At 42.8% G+C, this 20,899-nt stretch carries 19 protein-coding genes; 4 read left to right on the top strand and 15 right to left on the bottom strand.

Annotation, left to right across the window (positions count from 1 at the left end; all coding sequences use genetic code 11):
• Positions 1-89: 89 nt before the first annotated feature.
• Both CRO17_RS07750 and gltB read right to left on the bottom strand, forming a co-directional pair.
• Positions 90-1,574 carry a glutamate synthase subunit beta gene (locus CRO17_RS07750; protein ID WP_097040971.1) on the bottom strand — a complete coding sequence of 495 codons (1,485 nt, stop codon included), beginning with the start codon at positions 1,572-1,574 and terminating at the stop codon, positions 90-92.
• Positions 1,575-1,589: 15 nt separating this feature from the next.
• Positions 1,590-6,137: a glutamate synthase large subunit gene (gene gltB, locus CRO17_RS07745; RefSeq protein WP_097040970.1), complete on the bottom strand. Its 4,548-nt coding sequence runs from the start codon at positions 6,135-6,137 to the stop codon at positions 1,590-1,592.
• A 135-nt stretch (positions 6,138-6,272) separates the two neighbouring features.
• On the opposite strand from gltB, the gene gltC reads away from it, so the two are divergent.
• Positions 6,273-7,175 (top strand): glutamate biosynthesis transcriptional regulator GltC, encoded by a 903-nt coding sequence (gene gltC / locus CRO17_RS07740; protein ID WP_097040968.1) that lies wholly within the window; start codon positions 6,273-6,275, stop codon positions 7,173-7,175.
• Between the two features lie 37 nt (positions 7,176-7,212).
• Here gltC and CRO17_RS07735 read toward each other — a convergent pair whose 3' ends face one another.
• Positions 7,213-8,100, bottom strand: a complete 888-nt coding sequence (locus CRO17_RS07735) for a 5'-3' exonuclease (protein WP_179636906.1) — start codon at positions 8,098-8,100, stop codon at positions 7,213-7,215.
• A 113-nt stretch (positions 8,101-8,213) separates the two neighbouring features.
• Between CRO17_RS07735 and msrA the strand changes: the two genes are divergently transcribed.
• A complete protein-coding gene (gene msrA, locus CRO17_RS07730) occupies positions 8,214-8,744 on the top strand; it encodes a peptide-methionine (S)-S-oxide reductase MsrA (RefSeq protein ID WP_097040964.1) in 531 nt (176 codons plus the stop codon).
• A gap of 106 nt (positions 8,745-8,850) precedes the next feature.
• On the opposite strand, the gene CRO17_RS07725 is transcribed toward msrA, so the two are convergent.
• Positions 8,851-9,258 (bottom strand): GNAT family N-acetyltransferase, encoded by a 408-nt coding sequence (locus tag CRO17_RS07725; RefSeq protein ID WP_425444431.1) that lies wholly within the window; start codon positions 9,256-9,258, stop codon positions 8,851-8,853.
• A 351-nt stretch (positions 9,259-9,609) separates the two neighbouring features.
• The gene (locus CRO17_RS07720; protein WP_097040959.1) at positions 9,610-10,614 is read right to left on the bottom strand and encodes an LLM class flavin-dependent oxidoreductase; all 1,005 of its coding nucleotides are present in this window, start codon (positions 10,612-10,614) and stop codon (positions 9,610-9,612) included.
• Between the two features lie 365 nt (positions 10,615-10,979).
• Here CRO17_RS07720 and CRO17_RS07715 point away from each other — a divergent pair, with 365 nt between their 5' ends.
• Complete coding sequence (locus tag CRO17_RS07715; protein ID WP_245864705.1) at positions 10,980-11,411, top strand: metallophosphoesterase family protein; 432 nt, start codon at positions 10,980-10,982, stop codon at positions 11,409-11,411.
• Positions 11,412-11,714: 303 nt separating this feature from the next.
• On the opposite strand, the gene CRO17_RS07710 is transcribed toward CRO17_RS07715, so the two are convergent.
• The 10 genes from CRO17_RS07710 to ssuE all read right to left on the bottom strand — a co-directional run bounded on the left by CRO17_RS07710 (position 11,715) and on the right by ssuE (position 19,834).
• Positions 11,715-12,392: an SDR family oxidoreductase gene (locus tag CRO17_RS07710; protein WP_097040955.1), complete on the bottom strand. Its 678-nt coding sequence runs from the start codon at positions 12,390-12,392 to the stop codon at positions 11,715-11,717.
• Between the two features lie 100 nt (positions 12,393-12,492).
• Positions 12,493-13,986 (bottom strand): alanine/glycine:cation symporter family protein, encoded by a 1,494-nt coding sequence (locus tag CRO17_RS07705; RefSeq protein ID WP_097040952.1) that lies wholly within the window; start codon positions 13,984-13,986, stop codon positions 12,493-12,495.
• Between the two features lie 345 nt (positions 13,987-14,331).
• The gene (locus CRO17_RS07700) at positions 14,332-15,066 is read right to left on the bottom strand and encodes an amino acid ABC transporter ATP-binding protein (protein ID WP_097040950.1); all 735 of its coding nucleotides are present in this window, start codon (positions 15,064-15,066) and stop codon (positions 14,332-14,334) included.
• Positions 15,063-15,773, bottom strand: a complete 711-nt coding sequence (locus CRO17_RS07695; RefSeq protein WP_097040948.1) for an amino acid ABC transporter permease — start codon at positions 15,771-15,773, stop codon at positions 15,063-15,065. Before CRO17_RS07695 ends, CRO17_RS07700 begins: the two co-directional genes overlap by 4 nt.
• A gap of 17 nt (positions 15,774-15,790) precedes the next feature.
• The gene (locus CRO17_RS07690; RefSeq protein WP_097040947.1) at positions 15,791-16,624 is read right to left on the bottom strand and encodes a transporter substrate-binding domain-containing protein; all 834 of its coding nucleotides are present in this window, start codon (positions 16,622-16,624) and stop codon (positions 15,791-15,793) included.
• Between the two features lie 22 nt (positions 16,625-16,646).
• Positions 16,647-17,408 carry an amino acid ABC transporter permease gene (locus CRO17_RS07685; protein ID WP_097040945.1) on the bottom strand — a complete coding sequence of 254 codons (762 nt, stop codon included), beginning with the start codon at positions 17,406-17,408 and terminating at the stop codon, positions 16,647-16,649.
• Between the two features lie 15 nt (positions 17,409-17,423).
• Positions 17,424-17,990 (bottom strand): GNAT family N-acetyltransferase, encoded by a 567-nt coding sequence (locus tag CRO17_RS07680; RefSeq protein WP_097040943.1) that lies wholly within the window; start codon positions 17,988-17,990, stop codon positions 17,424-17,426.
• A 14-nt stretch (positions 17,991-18,004) separates the two neighbouring features.
• Positions 18,005-18,268 carry a glutaredoxin family protein gene (locus CRO17_RS07675; protein ID WP_077309213.1) on the bottom strand — a complete coding sequence of 88 codons (264 nt, stop codon included), beginning with the start codon at positions 18,266-18,268 and terminating at the stop codon, positions 18,005-18,007.
• Complete coding sequence (locus CRO17_RS07670; RefSeq protein ID WP_097040941.1) at positions 18,268-19,299, bottom strand: LLM class flavin-dependent oxidoreductase; 1,032 nt, start codon at positions 19,297-19,299, stop codon at positions 18,268-18,270. Before CRO17_RS07670 ends, CRO17_RS07675 begins: the two co-directional genes overlap by 1 nt.
• Positions 19,274-19,834, bottom strand: a complete 561-nt coding sequence (gene ssuE / locus CRO17_RS07665; protein WP_097040939.1) for an NADPH-dependent FMN reductase — start codon at positions 19,832-19,834, stop codon at positions 19,274-19,276. The genes CRO17_RS07670 and ssuE overlap by 26 nt, the downstream gene beginning before the upstream one ends.
• Positions 19,835-19,979: 145 nt before the next feature.
• Here ssuE and CRO17_RS07660 point away from each other — a divergent pair, with 145 nt between their 5' ends.
• Complete coding sequence (locus CRO17_RS07660; RefSeq protein WP_097040938.1) at positions 19,980-20,894, top strand: LysR family transcriptional regulator; 915 nt, start codon at positions 19,980-19,982, stop codon at positions 20,892-20,894.
• The last annotated feature ends 5 nt before the right edge of the window (positions 20,895-20,899 follow it).

Below are 20,899 nucleotides of genomic sequence, written 5' to 3'. Positions count from 1 at the left end.
GGTAAATAATCTAACAAGTTACTGGCTAGCGCACGCTTCTGACGGCATAATAAAAGCAGAACCTCCTAGATTGGAAGTTCTGCTGGCTATTAAGGTAAGACAGTCTCACCCATGAGCTGAAGATCTACTTGCTTGGCAACGTCTCTGCCTTCGTTGATTGCCCAAACGATCAAACTTTGACCGCGTCGGCTGTCGCCAGCAGCGTAGACGTTAGCTACGTTTGTACGATAATCTCCGTAAGCTGCTTCCACTCGTTTGTTTGGGGTTACATTAACACCAAATTCGGTAAGCAACGGTGTTTCTGTTCCTTCAAAACCAATTGCAATCAAAACGAGTTCAGCTGGCCATACTTTTTCGGAACCTTCAATTTCTTGGTAGACAAACATACCTTTATCATTACGTACTTTTTGCATATCGACTGTATGCAATTCTTTTAAATTGCCCTGTTCATCCTTCACAAATTTGGTTGTCTGGATACTATATTGACGAGGATCTTCGCCATACGCCGCTTTCGCTTCTTTGTGTGCGTATTCCAAACCAAATACATGCGGATATTCCGGCCATTGGTTATCTGCACTGCGGGCAAGCGGGAGCGATGGATGCTTACCGAATTGCGTCACGCTTTTTGCGCCTTGACGGACAGCTGTAGCAATACAGTCTGCTCCCGTATCGCCGCCTCCGATAACAATAACGTCTTTACCAGCGGCGTTGAATTCAGGCTGCGCATCTTGTTTGCCATCCAGCAATGCCTTCGTTGATACAGTCAGATAGTCCATTGCAATATGGATACCTTTCGCTTCTCTTCCTTGAATGACGAGGTCGCGCTGCTGCTGAGCGCCAGTACAAAGAATAACAGCATCGTACTGTGCACGAAGGTCATCTGCCAGAATATCTTTCCCGATTTCGGTATTCAAAATAAAGTCGATTCCTTCTTGTCTAAGTAGATTCACACGGCGCTCTACGACATCTTTTTCTAACTTCATGTTAGGAATACCATACATCAGCAGTCCGCCAGCACGATCGGCACGTTCATATACCGTTACAGAGTGGCCCGCTTGGTTCAGCTGATCAGCACTTGCAAGACCAGCTGGACCCGAACCGATGATGGCAACTTTCTTACCCGTACGCTTCGCTGGAATGCGCGGTGTAATCCAGCCCTTTTCAAACCCTTTGTCGATAATAGCACGCTCGATATTCTTGATGGCAACTGCTGGATCACTAATTGCAACGGTACAAGAACCTTCACACGGAGCTGGACAGACACGACCGGTGAATTCCGGGAAGTTATTCGTCAGCATCAATCTTTCCAATGCTTCCTTCCACTTCCCTTTATACACGAGGTCATTCCACTCTGGAATTAAGTTATATATCGGACACCCGGATGTACTGCCGCCGATTTCCATGCCGATATGACAGAATGGCGTGCCGCAATCCATACAGCGGGCACCTTGTGTCTTCAGCGTAGCATCAGAGAAAGGAGCGGCATATTCGTTCCAGTCCCGGATGCGTGTTTTCGGATCTCGTTCATTTGCTTCTTCTCTTTTGTAGTCAATAAATCCGGTTGCTTTCCCCATACTTACACCTCTCTCTTAATGTACTGCTGCAGTCTTTTCGGATTCCTTCATTGGACGCGGCTGCTGGTTTTTCAGCACAAACGCCTCCATGACTGCTTCCTCCTGCGTAAGTCCGCGCTCTTGCTGCTCTTCGATTTGGTGCAGCATGCTGCGGTAATCAATCGGAATTACCTTTACAAAGCTTGCAAGTTCTGCTTCCCAGTTTTCCAGAATAACGTTCGCTTTTTCGCTGTCGGTATATGCCGCATGCTTCTCAATCATACTGCGCAGGACAGCAATTTCCTTTTTATCTGTTAACGGTTCAAAATCAATCATTTCCGTGTTGCATAACTGCTTAAATGCTGCACGATCCGTTGTATGGATATAAGCAATACCGCCAGACATACCTGCAGCGAAGTTCTTGCCTACTTCTCCAAGAATAACAACTTTACCGCCAGTCATATACTCACAGCCATGCTCTCCGATTCCTTCGACAACTGCTGTGGCACCACTGTTCCGAACGGCGAAACGCTCACCAGCCATACCATTAATATAAGCTTCACCGGAAGTCGCACCATATAGGGCCACGTTCCCAGCAATAACATGCTTCGCAGCCGAAACTCGGAAATCTACTGGTTTTTTGACAATCAACTTCGCACCGGACAAGCCTTTTCCTACATAGTCATTGGCGTCTCCAGTCACAGACAAGGTCATACCTTTCGGTGTGAAAGCACCAAAGCTTTGTCCAGCAGAGCCGTTGAAGTGCAAGTTAACAGTGTCTTCCGGAAGTCCAGCTTCAGCAAATTTCTTGCTGATCTCACTGCCGGCAATTGTTCCTGCAACACGATTAATGTTTCGGATTGGCAGCTCAAGATGTACCTGTTCTTTGCCAGCGAGTGCTTTTTCCATATGCGGCAGAATATCCGTAGTATCCAATGCAATGTCAATTTTATGGTTTTGCGGCGTTGTATACGTACGTGCACCGTCAATTTGATGCAGCAATCTGCTCAAATCCAGCTGACCAGCTTTCCAGTGTGATGTAGCACGCTCAGATACTTCTAATACATCGGTACGTCCAACCATTTCTTCCATGTTGCGGAAACCAAGTTCAGCCATAATTTCACGAACTTCTTGCGCGATGAAAGTCATAAAATTAACAACATGATCTGGGTCACCGATAAACTTCTTCCGCAGCTCTGGATTTTGTGTTGCGATACCAACCGGACATGTATCAATGTGACAAACACGCATCATCACACAACCAAGTACAACGAGAGGTGCTGTTGCAAAGCCATATTCCTCTGCTCCAAGCAAGGCTGCCATAACGACATCCCGGCCAGTCATCAGCTTGCCGTCGGTTTCCAAACGAACGCGGTCACGCAATCCATTCAGCATGAGTGTCTGATGCGCTTCCGCTAGTCCGATCTCCCATGGAAGGCCGGCATGCTTAATACTTGTCTTCGGTGATGCGCCAGTTCCGCCGTCGTATCCGCTAATAACAATAACGTCCGCACTGCCTTTTGCCACACCGGCAGCAATCGTGCCGACGCCGCCTTTTGCTACCAATTTAACACTGATTCGCGCATCGCGATTTGCATTTTTCAAGTCGTGGATCAGCTGCGCCAAGTCCTCAATGCTGTAAATATCATGGTGTGGCGGTGGTGAAATCAAGTTCACGCCAGGCGTTGATTTACGCACATCAGCTACCCATGGATATACTTTCTTCCCTGGAAGCTGACCGCCTTCCCCTGGTTTTGCTCCTTGCGCCACTTTAATCTGCAGCTCATTTGCTTGCACAAGGTAAGAACTCATCACGCCAAAACGGCCGGAAGCGATTTGTTTAATCGCACTTCGTCTGGAATCGCCGTTTTCGTCCAACTGATAACGCTTGGCATTCTCTCCGCCTTCTCCGCTGTTACTTTTCCCGCCAAGACGGTTCATCGCAATAGCGAGTGCTTCATGTGCTTCTTCACTAATAGAACCGAATGACATGGCACCTGTTTTGAATCGCGTTACAATGCTTTCCACTGATTCCACTTCGTCAATAGGAATAGAATTGGCGTTTTTGAACTCAAACAAGTTTCGTAAGAATCCTAGGCGCTCCTGATCAGCTGCCTCGGTATATTCTTTAAACAGATTATAGTTATTTTGGCGGCATGCCCATTGCAGCGTATGAATTGTTTTCGGGTTAAAGGCATGATGCTCACCATTGGCACGCCATTGGAATTCGCTGCCTGTATCCAGCGCAGCAGCTGCTGATTTGTAAGCAGCTTGATGACGTTTTTTCGCTTCCGCCGCAATTGTATTCAAGTCAATCCCATCAAGCTGGGAAGTTGTTCCGGTAAAATACTTGGAAATAACAGCATGACTAATGCCGACTGCTTCGAAAATTTGTGCGCCGCGATAGCTTTGTACCGTACTGATACCCATTTTCGACATCACTTTTACGACGCCCTCTGTCATTGCCGCTGCATATTGTTTCACAGCTTCCGGATAAGTTAGCTTAATATCTTCGTTATCAATGCTTTCTTTCAGCGTGGCATAAGCCAAATAAGGATGAATGGCATCTGCGCCATAGCCTAGCAGTGTCGCAACATGATGTACTTCCCGAACTTCTCCAGCCGAAGCAATTAAGCTGACTTTTGTGCGCAAGCCTTTACGAACAAGGTGCTGGTGCAAGCCGCTTACGGCAAGAAGTGTTGGTACTGGTACATATATATCCGACATCAAGCGATCTGTCAGCACAAGAACGCTGACTCCCTTGCTGATTGCTTCTTCTGCTTCTTGGAAAATTCGCTGCATGCTTTTCTTCAGATCTTCACCAAATAAGGTATGAATCTCTTGCAATTTGAAATCACCGCTTGGCTCAGCAACAAGCTGCTCCAGCTGATTATTCGTCATAATAGGAGATGCTAACTTGATTCGTCGGCAATTCGCTTCATTCGGATGCAGCAGATTGCCTTCCTTTCCAAGATAAGAAAGCGTGCTTGTAACGATTTGTTCGCGATACGCGTCAATCGGCGGGTTTGTTACTTGTGCGAACAGCTGTTTAAAGTAATTGAACAAAGATTGCGGGCGATCAGACAGTACGCTTAGCGGTGTATCATTTCCCATGGCTCCGATTGGGTCCTTGCCTTCAGATACGAGCGGTACGATATATTTTTGTACATCTTCATACGTGTAACCGAATGCTCGCTGTTTGGTGACTAGATCTTCTACTGCACTGTCGTCCGTGGTTGTCTGATCTTCCAGCGTCACCATATTGTTATCCAGCCATTCTTGATACGGTGCTTCAGCAGCCATTTCCTGCTTGATTTCTTCGTCTGGAATCAACCGGCCCTGCTCCATGTCTAATAGCAGCATTTTTCCTGGGCTGATACGATTTTTTTCAAGTATGTTTTCTTCTTCCACGTCTAGGACGCCTACTTCAGAAGAAAGGATAAGATGATCATCTTTCGTCACATAATAACGACCTGGACGTAACCCGTTTCGGTCAAGAACAGCACCGATTTGTTTTCCATTCGTAAAGGAAATAGCTGTTGGGCCATCCCACGGCTCCATCAACGTGCTATGATAAGCATAAAAAGCTCGTTTTTCTGCATCCATGTATGGATTCTTATCCCATGGTTCCGGAATCATCATCATGGCAGCGTGTGCCGGTTTGCGACCAGCTAGCACAAAGAATTCAAATGCGTTATCCATAATGGAGGAGTCACTGCCGTCTGTGTCTAATATAGGAAGAATCTTTGCTGTATCTGCTCCAAACGCTTCAGATACAAGCTGCTTCTGACGGGCACGCATCCAGTTAACGTTCCCCTGCAGCGTATTAATTTCTCCATTATGAATAAGATAACGGTTTGGATGCGCACGTTCCCAGCTTGGGAATGTGTTCGTGCTAAAGCGAGAATGCACTAGTGCAAATGCACTTTCAAAGAGCGGATCTTGCAGATCAAGGTAAAACTGGTCCACTTGAACAGATGTGAGCATTCCTTTGTAGACAATTGTCTCACTGGAGAAGCTGGCGAAATACAGATGCTGGTGCATCTCTTTCGCTTCTTGTTCCGCCTGTTTACGGATTACATAAAGTTTCCGTTCGAACGGAAGTCCTTTTTCAGTTCTTTCCCCGATTCCTACAAAAAGCTGACGGACGAAAGGCTTCACATCACTTGCCATTGTACCGATATGTGTGTCATCGACAGGTACCGTGCGCCAGCCGATTACCTGCTGTCCTTCTGCCTCTACAAGCGCGTTTATTTTGCTTTCCAGTTCTTCCTGCTGCGCGTCTTGTGTGTTGAAGAATACCATTGCCACACCATAGGCACCTGGTTCGGGTAATGAATATTCTGTCTTTTCGGAAAAATAACGATGCGGAAGCTGCACCATGATTCCAGCACCATCACCTGATGCAGGATCGCTCCCCTGTCCGCCGCGGTGATCCAGCTGACATAACAGCTGCAATCCTTTTTGAACGATATAATGGGCGGCTTCCCCTTTCATGTGCGCGTATAAGCCGATACCGCATGCATCGTGCTCAAATTCCGGGCGATATAAGCCTTGTGCTTTTGGTAGAAAATGAAATGCCATTATTAATCCCTCACTCTCTCTGTCTCGAACCGACATGTTGTCTTATTAACCATTGTAAGGTTTTCTAATTAATCGAAACAATATATAATTTAGATAGAATTAATCTCATATTGATATAGGTAGGAGGAAAACGCCATGGAATTGCGTCAACTGCGCTATTTTATCGAGGTAGCCAAGCGGGAGCATATGTCGGAAGCGGCTGAATATTTACTTGTGGCACAGTCAGCCATCAGTCGACAAATCAGCAATTTAGAGGATGAACTTGGTGTCGATCTGTTTGAACGGGAAGGCAGAAATGTGAAGCTGACTAAAATCGGCCGGACTTTTTTGAATCATATCGAAAAAGCCATGCACGCAATTGATTACGCGAAAAAACAAATTGATGAACATTTGGACCCGGAACGAGGTTCCATTAAAATCGGCTTTCCAACCAGCTTAGCAGGTCAGCTGCTGCCCACTGTTATTTATTCTTTTAAAGAGGCCTACCCAAATATACAATTCCAGCTCCGGCAAGGAACATACCAATTCTTAATTGAGCAAGTATCACGAGGTGATATTGATGTCGCCTTTATCGGTCCCGTACCAAGGGAACATGATCGTATCGAAGGCGAAATTTTGTTTACTGAAAGTTTTTCTGCCCTCGTCCCTGTTGCACATCAATTCGCAGAACGCGAACAGCTGCAGCTAAAAGATTTGCAAAACGAGCAATTTGTTCTCTTTCCACATGGATTTAAATTACGGCAGCTCGTGATGGACGGATGTAAAAAAGCTGGCTTCGTGCCGACAGTGTCGTCAGAGGGCGAAGATTTAGATGCAATTAAAGGGCTTGTCGCAGCTGGTATCGGCATCAGCATTTTGCCGGAAAGTACATTCTATGATGCGACACCTCGGCTTACGACGAAAATTCCAATTACGTTCCCGGAAGTCAGAAGATCAGTCGGCATTATCATGCCAAAAGAAAGACAAGTGGCGCCTTCTGAGCGCTTATTTTATGATTTTGTCCGTGATTTCTTCTCTCGTTTGCAGCAGTTCAGATAAAAAAAGAGTAATTGTGCAAGATGCACAGTTACTCTTTTTAGTTTGTCACACTGTCAGCCGGACGCAGCAAACGGCTCAGCTTCATTAATTCAAATTCCTCAAGCATTGCCTGTTTCTGCTTCTCGTCTACTTCCCATTTCGCATCTTCAAGTGAACAGCTGATTGGCACTTCACAATGGATGGCTGCAAGCTTTCTGCTTAAGTGCAAATTATCTAAGTCTGATTCAATTTTCTTTCTAACGCCATTGGGCAGTTCTTCTAGATTTTCCAGCAGCTGATCAATTGTTGCATATTGTGTAAGCAGCTTAATCGCTGTTTTTTCGCCAATACCTTTTACACCTGGGTAGTTATCCGAGCTATCGCCCATCAAGCCCTTCATGTCAATAATTTGGGCAGGTGTCAGGCCTTTTTGTTCAAAGAAACTGTTTTCCTGAAATACTTCATAATTGCCCTCGCCTTTTCGCATGATGGCAATATCTACATTCGGACGAACAAGCTGCAGCATGTCTTGGTCACCAGTAAGAACTGTCACATGATGCCCTTCTTCTGCATACAAACAAGCCAATGTGCCAATGCAGTCATCTGCTTCATAACCTTTCAGACCAATATTCGGAATACCGTATCCTGCAGCAACTTGCTTAACTGCATCAAATTGCGGGATTAACTCAACAGGCGGTGCTTCGCGGTTTCCTTTATACGTATCCAGCATCTCACTGCGGAACGTTTTCGAACCCATATCCCAGCAGGCAGCAACATGTGTCGGCTCAAAATGATCGACTGCCGCAGCTAAGTGGCGAATAAAGCCATGCAAGCCGTTGGTCGGCATGCCTTTCGAATTTACCATAAAATAATTGCGGTAAGCAGTAGCGTGAAATGCACGGAACAAAATTGCCATGCCATCTACTAATAATATATGATTTTTCATAATGATACCTTTGTCTCCTTCATATCTTTCATCCTTCTAGTTTACCATACTAGTACAAGCAGATTAAATGGGGTAAAATAAGTCATAGGAACACCAGAAAGGAGCTAGAAACGATGACAACAAACTTTGCTAAAGCAACATTCGCAGGAGGATGCTTCTGGTGTATGGTAAAGCCGTTTGACCAATGGGACGGCGTAGAATCGGTTATCTCCGGCTACACAGGAGGCCATGTCGAAAATCCGACATACGAACAAGTAAAAACAGGGACAACAGGTCATTATGAAGCTGTCGAAATCACATACGACCCAACAAAAATAGCGTACCAGCAAATATTAGACCTATACTGGCCGCAAATCGACCCTACAGATGCAGGCGGTCAATTCCATGATCGCGGCGATCAGTATCGGACTGCCATCTTCTATCATGATGCTGCACAACAAGAATTAGCGCACTTTTCTAAGAAAGCACTTGAAGAAAGCGGTAAATTCAAACAGCCGATTGTAACAGAAATTTTGCCGGCAGCCGCTTTCTATCCTGCCGAGGACTATCACCAGGACTTCTATAAAAAAGAAACAGAGGCTTATGAAGAAGACCGTGCAAAATCCGGCCGTGATGACTTTATTGAAGAGCATTGGAACAACTGATAGTATATCCAGTAATTGAAAAAGTGCAGGTACCTCCTGAATGTCAGAGATACCTGCCAGTACTTTGTTCTTAATTGACATGCAGAGCCTATTATCTCCCCGGTAATTATTTATCAAGTTTTAGCTTTAAACCTTCATGCGTTGCTTTAAAGCCTAATCGTTCATAGAACCTTAACGCATTCGGTCTTTTTTTATCCGTTGTCAATTGTATTACATGACAATCACGTTCTTTAGCACGTTGGATCGCCCAGTTTATTAGTTGCGTTCCTACACCGCTTCCTCTTACCGAAGCCAAAGTTCTTACTCCTTCAATCGTAGCTCTCCATCCTCCTTGATGCGTTAAATAAGGAGTAAAAGTAATCTGTTCTACCCCAATCACTTTATTGCCGTAACAAGCCACCACTAGTTCGTTATTCGAGTCAGAAACAATAGCTTGAAATGCCTTTATGTAACTAAGTGGCAGCGGATCCTCATAACACTCACGTTCCTTCCCCAAAACATCGTCTGCAAGCATCGCAACAATACTGCTCAAATCTTCTTCAGTAGCCGTTCTGAAATGTATTTCTGTCTCCAATCCAACTCCCCCCTTTGGTTATTAAATGCTTATAAAATATTGTTTTTACATAGTGAAAAAAAGTTAGAAATATGACAAGTATACCTACTCAACTATACGGATACGTAGATGTTTTTATCTCACTTTACTGAAGAATGGAAAGAAACCATCTTCCTTATAAAATCACCTCTAAATCGATACTTGTGAGTGTATCTTTTTAAAGGTGATCAGTCTGATGCCATTAAATCCATATGCATTATTTTGAATTGTTTAAGTCTCTGTTATAAACATATCTAACTTATAAATCTGTGTTTACATAATAATATTATTGTCAACTTCTTGTTTAATTAGTTCATATGATCGCCATTTTGCTTCTTTATCATGAATATTGGTAATCAGCATAAACTCATCCGCTTGATAAACTTCTTGCAGCCTTTGCAGCTCTATTCTCACCTTTTCCGGCGTTCCAATTACACAGCGTTTGCGGTTTTTACGTATCGCCTCTTTATCCGTTTCGGTTAGTTCGCGCTTGCTTATCAGTTCGGGAGATGGGATTTGCGTATCGCGTCCTTTCCCGACACTAAGCAGCCAATGGTCCTGACTTTCCGCTAATGCTTCTGCTGCTTCCTCGGTTTCTGCACACACGACAAAAATACAAACAATACCATATGGCGTTTTTCTCGTTTTCGACGGACGGAATGTTTCCTTATATAAGGGCATTGCTTTCGGTTTGGCGGGACTAATGAAATGACCGAATACAAAACCGATACCCAAGTCAGCTGCCCGCTTTGCACTTCCTTCTGATAAGCCGAGTACCCATAACGGCGCTGCTTCCTTTATGCGAGGAGATGCTTTTACTGAGCGATAAGGATGCTCGCGAGGTAATGTGTTGTACAGAAAGCCTTGCAGCTCCGCCAATTTTCTTGGAAACTCTCCCATTCCGCTTTCTGCGCCATCAGTTAAAGCGCTTCTCGTCTGTTCTGTCCCTCCTGGCGACCTGCCAACGCCTAGATCAACTCGTCCGGGAAACAGACCAGCCAACGTATGAAACGTTTCCGCTACCTTTAGCGGACTATATTGCGGCAGCAACACACCGCCAGTTCCAACTTTAATTGTATTCGTCGCACTGGCAATCCGCGTTGCCATAATTTCCGGGGCCACACTCACCAATCCATTTGTATTATGATGCTCCGCAAACCAATAACGCTCATAGCCAAGTTTCTCTGCATGCTGCGCTAATTCAACGCTCTCCCGCAACGCTTCTTCCGGCGTAGCTCCTCTCCTAATCGGTGCCTGATCTAATATACTAAGCTTCATTACGCCACCTGCTCTCTTCTCATACTCCTTCTTTATTGTATTGAAAGAGGCTGGGACCATACAAGGTATTCGCTCTCTGTTTTTTCTAATGTATAAAAATGTGTATTATAAAGTCCCTGAAAAGTACAGTTCAGAGATATTAAACAGGTTTAGGCTTTCTACCTCACTTGTACTATTTAAATACTTCGTTTAACTCACCTTTACTAACTTCTTGAATACTTTGCACTTTTAATCTTTCATTAGCTAACCCTGGGGTAGTCTTCACACCCAGCACCTTATCACCATAATCAAATACGCCATATTGTCTCACTTGATTCGGACCCGCACCAGTCTTTCAAACGTGGATTTCTAATCTGCCTAATATTTTGCAAACAGATGATTTCTTTTTTTGTCATGGCACACCGACAGATGATAAAGCTTATTTGTTAGAAGATATGAGCTCAAATGGATTAATGCTTAAAGAAACAGAAGCTATACTGAATGAAGTAAATGATGTTTCTCAAAGGCTTATTTTTTGTGCGCATACACATATACCAAGAGTTGTTTATCTTCCGAATGACCAAATAATTATTAATCCAGGAAGTGTTGGACTGCCGGCTTATGAAGATGAACTACCAATCTATCACAAAATGCAGTCAGGTACTCCTTTTGCTAATTATACGATTGTTACGAAGCAAGAAGAAGATTGGATAATTGAGCAATTGGATATCCCTTATAATCGAGACGAAGCAATTATCGAAAGTGAAAGAAAGGGTCGCTTAGATTGGGCTAGAGCATTGAAAACGGGAAGAGTTTAATTCACTGCATCTTTGTTTTGTTGAAGACGTCGTAGTTTTCAGGCAGCATTACCTGTTTTGTCCCGCATTTTTTATTCGTGTGAAAAAATTGGGAAGTGCCGCACATAACCGACTAAATAATAAATTCTTCAAATACTTGTAACTGCCCATCTACTCCATACAATTGTCAAAGAAACTATATAAAAAGAACATCGTATAAATTAGCTTTATATTTGTACATACAATCTTATAGACTTAATCGTTACAAAGACGAATGAAAGGGTTCAGATCTATAGCTTATAGAACTGAACCCTTTCATTTATCTTAATCATTTCTAATCATCACTTCATCAACTGCAATATGCTTCCTCGGTTTCATCATATCTATGATGATGTTTGCTACGTCATCCGGATGCATATACTTCTCTTCTATATCTTCTTCTCCCCATAATGCAGTTTTCATGTTACCCATATAAGCTGCAAATACTTTAATGCCTGTATCTTTTAATTCGTCTTTTATACTTTCTGTAAATCCTCTGACACCAAACTTACTTGCACTGTAAACCGATTCTGTAGCCTTTCCTCTTTTACCTGATAGCGACACAATGTTCACGATTGCGCCCTGGTTCCTCTCTATCATGTCATGGAGTACTTCTTGCGTACAAAATATCGTTCCTTTTAGATTAATATCTATCATTTGATGAACGCTTTCTTCGGATATGTTTTTCGCTAAGTCGAAGACCCCGATGCCCGCATTATTAAACAACAGATCAATTGGTCCGGCTTCTTCCTTTATGAGCTGGAAAACCCTCGCTACGTCTTTCTTTGAAGAAACATCCACTACGTAGATTGAATAATCATTGCTTAATGTTTCAGCTGTTCGCAGCAGCTTTGTTTTCGTTCGTCCGAGTAAACAAACATGATATCCAGAATCAGAATATTTTTTAGCTAAAGAAGCGCCTAAACCACTTCCTGCACCCGTTATAACAACATTTCCTGCCATATAATACGCTTCCTTTCTGCTTACATTGCTTCTGCCTAAAATGCATAGTTTGTGTTTTTTTCTAGTATTCAAATAACTATAACGATACTGTGATAATCAATCAAATGGATGACTTTGTTGATTTATCCTCTGCTTCATTCTTTAGTTGATTATAGTGTTCGGAATATTTATACTCCTTTTCCCAATAATCTGCTCCGGTAATCCCTAATTTAACAGGAGTAAACACGGGATCTAATCCGTTTTTCTTTTGCACCTCATAATCTTTTAGAACCCCAATTGCTTGTTTTGATAGGAACAAGATAATGATGATGTTGATCCAGCCCATGCTACCAAGTCCTAAATCCCCCAGGCCCCAGACAAGTTCTGCTGCGTTGGCACTTCCATAAAAAACAGCACCCAATACGAGTACCTTTAAAAGCAATTTGGCCACTACCTTCTTCTTCTCACCAAGAATATAAGAAAGACAAGTTTCCGCACTATAATAGTAGGCAACAATTGTTGTAAACGCAAAGAATAAAACGGCAATTGCGATAAACGGCGCACCAAATCCTGGTAACACAGACTCAATCGCTCTTTGTGTATAAACGGTTCCTGGTTCCACCTCTGCTATATTGGTTACAAGTGGTTTCATTCCGTCCGGAACAACATTATACATGCCCGTGATAAGAATCATAAACCCGGTAGCTGTACAAACAAGGAGTGTATCCACGTAAACCGCAAAAGATTGAATTAACCCTTGTTTTGCAGGGTGAGACACCTCAACTGCCGCTGCTCCGTATATTTCACTGCCTACCCCTGCTGCATTTGAGTAAAGACCTCTTTGAATTCCCCAAGAAATAGCAGCACCGATAATGCCGCCAAAGGTTGCGTCCATTCCTAAAGCGCTTCCAATTACCATGGTGAACATGTGCGGAACTTCAGAGATATTCGCACCCAATACAATAAAACAAACGCCAATATATCCGATTGCCATGAATGGAACAACAATTTGTGCAAATTTAGCAATTCGCTTCACACCACCGAAAATAATAGCAGCTAATACGAGAACCAATACGCTGCCAGTTATCATCGGCTGAATACCAAATGCGTTTTCAACTCCTCCAGCAACCATGTTTGCTTGTAAAGGAGGCAGCAGAGTTCCTTGTGCAAGTACTGTCACGCCTGCATAAACAACTGCTACCCATTTCAGCTTTAATCCCTTTTCAATATAAAAAGGCGGTCCCCCACGTAATTGCCCTTGATCTTTTCCTTTATATACTTGTGCAAGTGTTGTTTCCACAAAGGAAGTGGCCGCACCTAGAAAGGCCATCACCCACATCCAAAAAAGAGCACCCGGGCCGCCAAAAGCGATGGCAGTTGCCACACCAGCAATATTCCCGATCCCAACCCTGCTGGCAAGTGTCATCGTTAATCCTTGAAAAGCTGAAAATCCAGAGTTAGACCCTTTATCAAAGATTAACTTTCTCATATCTTTAAGGTGCCTCACTTGAAGAAACCGAGTAGTAAAGGAAAAAATCAATCCTGCGCCAAGAATGAGAACCACGAGCGCGTTACTCCAAACAATTCCATTCAGCCAACTCACTATATCTCCCATAAACATCCTCCATCCCCTTTTTAAAAGATAAAATCGATTTGTCGTTATCGCCTGTGCGAATAATCGAGATATTCAGTAAATTAATTTTACCTTTCATGAGAACGAGGGACTATGGACATAGTGACGCATAGTAGCTGTTTATCATTTTACACTTGGATTTGAACAAGTTCATAGCCGCTTCCATTACAATTATTGAAACGAATGCCTTTGCAATAACACTTGATCCACGAATAATTGTTAAAACGCTCATCTAATTTCACGGACCCATATGTCAACAGCAGCACGAACCGTTTCGCTAAAGACAAGAAAAAAGCTGCGATTCATAGTACTTTCGCAGCTTGTTCACTATCTGCTAAACCTAGCCAGAAATTGCTTTGTTCTTTCTTCCTTCGTCTGTTCAAATAATTCTTCTGGTGAACCTTGTTCAACTATTACACCATCTTCCATGAAGATGACACGATCCGCAATTTCATAAGCAAAACTCATTTCATGTGTAACGATAATCATCGTCACGCCGGTTTGTGCGACATGTTTTATCACGTCCAGTGTCTCTCCGACTAATTCGGGATCTAATGCGGATGTTGGCTCATCGAATAGGATTACTTCCGGATTTAGCGCAAGTGCTCGAGCTATTCCGACTCGCTGCTGCTGTCCGCCTGATAATTGATGCGGGTAAGCATCTCTTTTATCCTTTAAACCTACTTTACTTAATAATTCCAGTCCTTTTTTGTAAGCTTCTTCTTTTGGCTCTTTTCGTGCAATAATAAGGCCTTCCACGACATTTTCAATAGCTGATTTATGAAGAAAAAGATCATATTGCTGAAAGACCATCGCTGTTTTCCTTCGCACTGCCAGTATTTCTTTCGATTTTGCTTTTTTGAATTCTACTTTTGTCTGTCCGATGCTAATTTCCCCTGCATCAGCTCTTTCCAGAAAGTTAATACACCTTAAGAACGTTGATTTTCCAGAGCCGCTCGGTCCTAAAATAACGACCACTTCTCCTTTTTCGATCGTTACGTTCATGCCCTTTAAAATAGCGTTTTTACCGAAGGATTTGGATATATCTTTGATTTCTATCATGCAAATTGTCTCCTTCTGTTTCTATTTGCGTATTTCTCATATCCTGCTGTTACTGCTTCAATAGACGCACATACTCCCCAGTAAATAATCGACACGGCTACATATGCTTCCAGATAACGATAATTCACATTTGCTTCAATTACCGCACCATTAAGAATATCTACGACAGATACCATGGAGACAAGAGAAGAAGCTTTGATTAAACTGATCAGCATATTATTCACTAAAGGCAATGCCAGCGGAATAACTTGCGGAATCATCACTCTCCGTAAAACCTGCAAGGTAGTCAAGCCGACGGAATAAGCTGCGTCAATCTGCCCTTTTGGAATCGAAGCGAAAGCGCCTCTGAATATTTCTGATAAACCGCTAGTCGCGTATAAAGTGAGTGCAAAAATAGCAATGCTCCTTCTATCGATATCACGAAATGAAATAGACAGGGCAAGGGAATTGGCTATTTTATCCAATACGTCTGAGAAAACAAGATAGGAAACGAGCAGAATTAACACAACTGGTACAGCCTTAAATATCGTTACAAACCATTTAAAGAATACGGCGAGTATTGGTATTTCATAGTGACGTATCAGCGCGATGGCTAATCCAAGAGCCGAGCCAAATACGAGCGGCAGAAATCCTAATAGCAGTGTAGTAGGTAAATAATGCAGCGCAGCCAGGAAAGCTTCCAACATAAATGCAAAATCAAAATCCATATGCACGGAGCTCCTTCCTATTTCGTAAAGTCTCCTCCAAGATATTCTTTTGAAAGCTCGGCCAATTTCCCGTTGTCAATTAATTCTTGTAAGGCTCCATCTATTTCCTTTTGAAGTTTGGTATTATCTTTTTGGAAGAGGTAATATGTTTTGGAAACATTCACAGGCTCCCCTGATGTAACGAGATTTGCACTGAATTGTTTGTTTAATTTATCGACATCATATTTGGTTAATAGCGCCGCATCCACTGTCCCATTTTGAAGATTATTTATGAGTACTTCATTTCCGCCATCTCCATAGACAATTTCAATTTTATTGTTGTGCTCTTTGTTGAACTGCTCCAAAAGGTAAGCAAAGTTGCTTCCCGCTGATGTGTGCACTTTCTTTCCTGCCAGATCGTCCAGCGTTTGAAAATCATTTCTGGAATCTCCATCGACGACTACATAACTTGTATAATCCGTATAGCCGACTGTCCCAAATAAATACTTTTCTTGCCTTTCTTCGTTATTTTCATATTGATGTGCTGCTAAATCTACTTTGTTTGCATCCAATGCAGGCAGCACGTTTTTAAATTCAAATGACTCGTATTTGAATTTATACTGTGGCAGCAGATTATCTACTTCATCTAAAACAGCTTTTTCATAACCTGTCAGATTTCCATTTTCGTCCAAATACACAAATGGCTGGTAGGCATTCCCTGTTCCAATCACCAATTCTTTCGCATTTGGATTGTTATTAGCAGCACTTGCTTCTTCTGCTTTATTTGCACTTCCGCAAGCGGAAAGCAGAAGCGTCATAAGTACAGCAACCCCTATTAAACTGTATATTTTGAATATTGAATATATTTTCATGCTCTTACCTCCTGTTTGGCTTTTACTTTATGCTTTTTTGCACTGTCATGGCGGCCTCGGCTCTCTCTAACGCTAATGGCTGCATGGTAACCTGTCTGCTTCTTTTAGGTGCATGCATCCTTTTTTCCAGCATATTGAACAGTTTCTCCAAGGAGATACTCAGGACAATAAAGATGATGGCAGCAATAAAGTACCCTTCTAACACGCGATAATATAAAGCTCCCAAGGTTTGCACTTTGCCCATAATATCCAGCACACCTAAAGAAAAGGCTAGCGACGTATTTTGCAGAAGGTTTACAATAGAAACACCAAGGTTCGGAAACGCAATTTTTCCCGCTTGTGGAATTAACGTTCGCCGATACGTCTGCCACTTAGTCAATCCTATGGATGCAGCTGCTTCATACTGCGATGCAGGAACACTTGATATTGCTGAACGGAAGATTTCCGAAAAATATGCGGATGTATTGATTCCATAAGTTATATAAATAAAATACAGCTTATTCCAATTTGAAATATCAATACCTATTACGCCAAGTAAGCTTGGAACTCCATAAAATACAATGAACATCTGGACTAGAATAGGCGTTCCTCGGATAAAAGAAACATAAACGGCACTAATTTGATTTACAATCGGTATCCTTTCAATCCTGCAATAAGCAATGATCAGGCCTAAGAAACTGCCAATCAGCGTAGCAAATAAGACAATGAATAATGTTGTCGGCAATGCCGACAACACTTTCGGAAATAAAGTGATAACATATTCCCATTTGAAGAACTCATTCACTGTTGTCCCTCCTCTTTACTTAGAAGATTGTTCAACTTGCTTATCAGCAAATGGCGGAGTACCCAATACATTAGCATCAAATCGTTCAGGTATGAGAACTTTGTACATAAGTATGCCTAAGTCTCCATTATCATTTTCATGCTCAAAATATCGCTTATACCCCTTGCCCTCATACATCTGCAGCAGCCAAGGGTGTTTCCGACCAGAAGTTCCTAATGTATAAGCGGGTGCTTTGAATGTGTCGATTAACAACGTGTTCTCCACATAGTTCAGTAATTTGTTACCAATCCCTTGACCGGCTAAATCTGGATCTGTGGCAAACCACCATACGAATGGGTAGCCTGAAACCGGCGTCGTGCTTTCCCATGGGAAACGAATCGTAATAGTCGATAGCAATCTGCCGTCTCGTTCCAGGACGACCGCTGTCGAATTTTTAATGTTGTCTGTCACCATCTCCAATGTAGCTCTCGTGGACGGCCAATCAATTCCCATCTCTCCAAGTGGTTTAAAAGCACTAGAAAGCAGTTCTAAAAATGCCGGTGCATCGGCTTCGGTTGCAATACGAAAAATGTCTTTACTCATTATGATCCTCCAATTTAAATATACAATGTTAAAGCTTCTTTCAAAGCTTCTATATCGGGTTTCAACACCGCTTGATAGGATGATGTTCCCGTACCTATTTCCACAACAGGAACATAGCGAATGTCATATTTCACCTCCAAGATATCGCGAAATGCGTCATTTCCTGTTACATCAATTGTTGAAAAAGGAATTTCTTTCTCTGTTAAAAATGCTTTCACTGTCTCACAATAACTGCAGCCTTGCTTGCTCCATACTACTATTCTTTTCTCCGCGGCCATCAATTACCCACCTCACCAGTTATTTTTCCACTAAAGCTGTCTTCGGTGTCTAATGCTTCTTTAAGCGATGTAAACATAGCTATTCTTTGGTCGATTCCTGCAATTGGCGATAGTATAATCACTTCGTCAATGTCAAATGTTCGGGATAATGCAAGCAAGTTTTTGCTTACTGTTTCCTTCGTTCCTGCCAGATAGCCTGCTTTCTGGATTTTTATAAAGTAGTCTGCCTTATCGGCGTCTTGCACAAGCTCTTTTGCATCTTTTATTGATCCGACATTAAGCTTTCTTCCATCAGAGAATGTTATTTTAACAGATTCTTTTTGTTTTATGTACGAAAGCGCCTTTTCTTCGTCTTCTGCCACAGCAACTGTGAGCGCCAGAAGAAATTTATGCTTTGCTCCTTGCGGGCTGTGTTTTTCAAAGGCCTTTCTAGCTTCTTGTAATGCCGCTTTGTCACCGTTTATGAAATAAGCGAAGACAAAAGATATTCCTTGTTTTGCCGCCAGTTCCGCACTCTCGGCGCTTCCTCCTAACAAAAACATTTCTGGTGCTGAGCTCGGGACTGGTGTTGCTTCTAATTTTTCTGTCCGTTCCGCTTTATTCAAATAAGCTTTCAAATCCAGTAGTTTCTGTGTAAAGTTTTTATGTGCTGGCTTTACATCCTCTTGTAAGGCTTGCGTAGATAAATTCAAACCGCCAGGCGCTTTTCCGATGCCAAGATTTACTCTGCCTGGAGCAAGCGAAGCTAACACATGAAATAGCTCTGCCACCTTGTAGGGACTATAATGCTGCAGCATGACACCGCCAGAGCCAATTTTCAATCTGCTTGTTTTTGCCAATAGGTAGCCAATAAGCGCCTCTGGAGCCGAACCTGCTACGTGTCTGCTGTTATGATGCTCGGATACCCAAAATCTGTGGTAGCCCAGTTCTTCTGCGGCCTGTGCAAGTCTGACCGTATTCTGGATTGCCTGCTCTGCTTGTTCCCCTTCTCCTACAAGGCTTTGATCAAGAATATTGAGTGTGATAGACATCCATCTTCCCCCCTAGAGAACTTTTATATATAGTAAGCGCGTTGTTTAGCCGGGTTGCTGCTTCTGGATCCAATTCGTATAGATTTGTTTCATGCTTGGTAACTTGTTTGTCTAATACAAAAACACCTGTATGAATCGCAGTGGCTCCCAAATTATGAATAACTGGTTTAAGTGCATAATCAAGGACAAGCAGATGCGCATTCGTTCCGCCTAAAATGAGCGGCAGCACCGCCTTTCCTGCTAAACTCTTCTGCGGGAGCATATCTAAAAATGTTTTCAAAATGCCTGAGTATGCTGCTTTGTATACAGGCGACAAGAAGACGACACCATCACTGGCTTGCACGCGCTCAATTGCTCCTTTAAGCTCTTCGTTCGAAAAATCGGCAGTCAGCAAGGCTTTACTTGGCAGCTGGTGCACGTGGATGACTTCCAGCTCCGCTCCGCCTGCTTCCAAAGAACTTTGTACATGCTGCAGAACGCCCGTAAGTCGGGAATGAACAGAATTTCCACCTGCCACTATAGTAATTTTCGTCATCATTATCCTCCTTTTAATTCCACCTAAACCACTTGGAATAGTTGCTCATGTAAATTATAATAAGGCAAACAATCAAAAAAGTATAATTAGTTTTAGTAAACACATAATTCAGAACTTTGAAATTAAAGAGAAGCGAGGGGTTATCATGGAGATTCGCGCTATACGAACTTTTGCTACAATCGTCAAACAAGGCAACTTTTTAAAGGCTGCCGAAGTTTTGAATTATTCGCAGCCAACAATCACCTTGCACATCAAACATCTAGAAGAGGAAATTGGTGAGAAACTGCTTGAAAGAGGAAAAACGTTAAAATTGACGGAATCTGGTCGAGTCTTCTACGAGCGAGCTAAATCACTTCTGCAAGAGTACGAAAAACTGACGAATACGCTGCAAGATTTAGAAGTTGGTATGGCTGGATTGATTCGTATAGGCATATCGGAGCCTACTGCCAGCTTAGAGTTTCCTAGCATCATTGCTGACTTTAAAGAGAAGTATCCACATGTGGAATTATCCATACAAGTAGCAGATGCCAACACACTTAGCTCGCTGCTGTATAATGATGAGATTGACTTTGCCATTTGCGGAGCCCCTGAAGTTTCCATGAAGAATGTGTTCAAACCGCTGTATCAAGATGATATTGTGTTGTTAGTGCCTTCTTCCCACCCACTTGCAGAAAAGAGCACTGCAGACGTAACGGAATTGCAGAATGAAACAATTTTATTCACACCGCACAACTGTCCGATACGTATTCAAATTGAACAAAATATCGTGGAAGCAATCGGTACAGCTTATAAAAAAATTGAAATAACGAGCAGTATGTCTCATAAACACTACGTGCAGGCCGGTTTGGGCGTCTCTCTATTTACGCGCACTGCTCATTCCTTTTCTATTCCTGGCACAAAAGTGGTAGAAATAAACGGCATAAATGTTTCTCCGCCAATTGGACTGCTCAGAAGAACACATGATACACCAGGAAAAGCTGCCACGCAATTAATTGATTTAATAGAAGATGCCTTTCATGACAAGTCGGCTGCTGGCGTTGCTCGTGCAGTTACGAACTAAACAGA

The sequence above is a fragment of the Terribacillus aidingensis genome, assembly GCF_900215625.1.
In the GTDB taxonomy this organism is placed as follows: Bacteria; Bacillota; Bacilli; order Bacillales; family Amphibacillaceae; genus Terribacillus; species Terribacillus aidingensis.
Note: the sequence above shows the minus strand (reverse complement) of the source record. Positions and strands in the feature narration are given on the sequence as shown.

Excerpts from the sequence above, each read along its gene's own strand:
- CRO17_RS07750 (WP_097040971.1), bottom strand. The coding sequence starts at position 1,574 with ATGGGGAAAGCAACCGGATTTATTGACTACAAAAGAGAAGAAGCAAAT.
- gltB (WP_097040970.1), bottom strand. The coding sequence starts at position 6,137 with ATGGCATTTCATTTTCTACCAAAAGCACAAGGCTTATATCGCCCGGAA.
- gltC (WP_097040968.1), top strand. The coding sequence starts at position 6,273 with ATGGAATTGCGTCAACTGCGCTATTTTATCGAGGTAGCCAAGCGGGAG.
- CRO17_RS07735 (WP_179636906.1), bottom strand. The coding sequence starts at position 8,100 with ATGAAAAATCATATATTATTAGTAGATGGCATGGCAATTTTGTTCCGT.
- msrA (WP_097040964.1), top strand. The coding sequence starts at position 8,214 with ATGACAACAAACTTTGCTAAAGCAACATTCGCAGGAGGATGCTTCTGG.
- CRO17_RS07725 (WP_425444431.1), bottom strand. The coding sequence starts at position 9,258 with ATGCTTGCAGACGATGTTTTGGGGAAGGAACGTGAGTGTTATGAGGAT.
- CRO17_RS07720 (WP_097040959.1), bottom strand. The coding sequence starts at position 10,614 with ATGAAGCTTAGTATATTAGATCAGGCACCGATTAGGAGAGGAGCTACG.
- CRO17_RS07710 (WP_097040955.1), bottom strand. The coding sequence starts at position 12,392 with ATGGCAGGAAATGTTGTTATAACGGGTGCAGGAAGTGGTTTAGGCGCT.
- CRO17_RS07705 (WP_097040952.1), bottom strand. The coding sequence starts at position 13,986 with ATGGGAGATATAGTGAGTTGGCTGAATGGAATTGTTTGGAGTAACGCG.
- CRO17_RS07700 (WP_097040950.1), bottom strand. The coding sequence starts at position 15,066 with ATGATAGAAATCAAAGATATATCCAAATCCTTCGGTAAAAACGCTATT.
- CRO17_RS07695 (WP_097040948.1), bottom strand. The coding sequence starts at position 15,773 with ATGGATTTTGATTTTGCATTTATGTTGGAAGCTTTCCTGGCTGCGCTG.
- CRO17_RS07690 (WP_097040947.1), bottom strand. The coding sequence starts at position 16,624 with ATGAAAATATATTCAATATTCAAAATATACAGTTTAATAGGGGTTGCT.
- CRO17_RS07680 (WP_097040943.1), bottom strand. The coding sequence starts at position 17,990 with ATGAGTAAAGACATTTTTCGTATTGCAACCGAAGCCGATGCACCGGCA.
- CRO17_RS07675 (WP_077309213.1), bottom strand. The coding sequence starts at position 18,268 with ATGGCCGCGGAGAAAAGAATAGTAGTATGGAGCAAGCAAGGCTGCAGT.
- CRO17_RS07670 (WP_097040941.1), bottom strand. The coding sequence starts at position 19,299 with ATGTCTATCACACTCAATATTCTTGATCAAAGCCTTGTAGGAGAAGGG.
- ssuE (WP_097040939.1), bottom strand. The coding sequence starts at position 19,834 with ATGACGAAAATTACTATAGTGGCAGGTGGAAATTCTGTTCATTCCCGA.
- CRO17_RS07660 (WP_097040938.1), top strand. The coding sequence starts at position 19,980 with ATGGAGATTCGCGCTATACGAACTTTTGCTACAATCGTCAAACAAGGC.